Origin of the sequence: Helicobacter vulpis (assembly GCF_003660395.1) — a bacterium.
In the GTDB taxonomy this organism is placed as follows: Bacteria; Campylobacterota; Campylobacteria; order Campylobacterales; family Helicobacteraceae; genus Helicobacter; species Helicobacter vulpis.
The window spans coordinates 1-946 of sequence record NZ_QXQT01000065.1 but is presented as its reverse complement, the minus strand read 5'-3'; the positions used below and the strand labels follow the sequence as shown (position 1 = coordinate 946).

Genomic DNA, 946 nt, shown 5'->3' with positions numbered 1-946 from the left:
TTAACCCTTGAAAAATTCTTAAGGCCTTTGCTAGACTTTTGGCATGCCAGTTAGACCTGAAAAAGAGCATGCGCGCGCGCATTATGAAACCCATGAAATCAGCTTTAAAGACCTAGCAAAGCTCTTTAATGTGCCTTACCGGACGATCACCTATTGGGCGCATAATGAGAAATGGAAAGCCTTTCAAGCGGTTAAGGACGTGCAAGTGGAGGTGATTAAAGACGACTTGACCACCCACAATGTGCACACATTTTTAGGAGCTAAGAAGAGCGAAATTAAAGAGAGTATCCGCGAGAATTTAAAGCATATTGAAGTAGACCCCATCGTGATGGAATGCATCTTAGAAACTTCCAGCGATGAACTCTTGCTAAAAGCCATGAATTTACACTTTATCAATAAGAACATTCTACTTGCCGCCATCATTGCCAAAGACGAATTATTAAAGATGGTGCGTAATAATCTGCATGATTCTAAGGGGAACCCCGTCATTATTGCGGCCGCTGAAAAGGTGGTCAAAATGTTTAGCGAGCTGAAGATCTCTTTGTTTGGGAAGGAAAACCTAATTGCCCAAGAGAGTTTGAGCGAGGATTATTCCAAGATGAGCACCCAAGAGCTCATGCGCATGGTCAAGGACTCTAGTGATTCTTAAAGACATCTAGCAGATGTTGGATGTGGTTTAATTGTTGTTCACAAGTGTGTAATTTTTTAATGTCTATGGGGTCCTTGTAACGTTCTTTGATGGTCTTAATTTGGGCGGGTTTTGTTTGCTGGTATTTTTGGGTGTCTAGCTCTAGGGCTTTGATTTGGGTGTTTTGACGCTCCAATTGGGCGTGGGCTAGGTGTAATCTCTCTTTTAACAGCGTGTTCTCTTGGATGTAGTGGAGCAGAGTGAGCCCACTTGTGAGCAGGCCTATTGCAAAGACTAGGAAAACATAGGGCATTAGGG

2 protein-coding genes are annotated in these 946 nt (G+C 42.9%); one reads left to right on the top strand and one right to left on the bottom strand.

Annotation, left to right across the window (positions count from 1 at the left end; all coding sequences use genetic code 11):
- Positions 1-43 precede the first annotated feature (43 nt).
- Positions 44-649 (top strand): thiamine pyrophosphate-dependent enzyme, encoded by a 606-nt coding sequence (locus tag EAO38_RS08565; RefSeq protein WP_235852596.1) that lies wholly within the window; start codon positions 44-46, stop codon positions 647-649.
- Here EAO38_RS08565 and EAO38_RS08560 read toward each other — a convergent pair.
- The coding region (locus EAO38_RS08560; RefSeq protein WP_235852595.1) for a hypothetical protein at positions 636-946 on the bottom strand (311 nt) is incomplete at its 5' end. The two genes, EAO38_RS08565 and EAO38_RS08560, sit on opposite strands and share 14 nt — an antisense overlap.

Bases quoted from the DNA above. Each gene is read 5' to 3' on its own strand.
- EAO38_RS08565 (WP_235852596.1), top strand. From the start codon at position 44: ATGCCAGTTAGACCTGAAAAAGAGCATGCGCGCGCGCATTATGAAACC.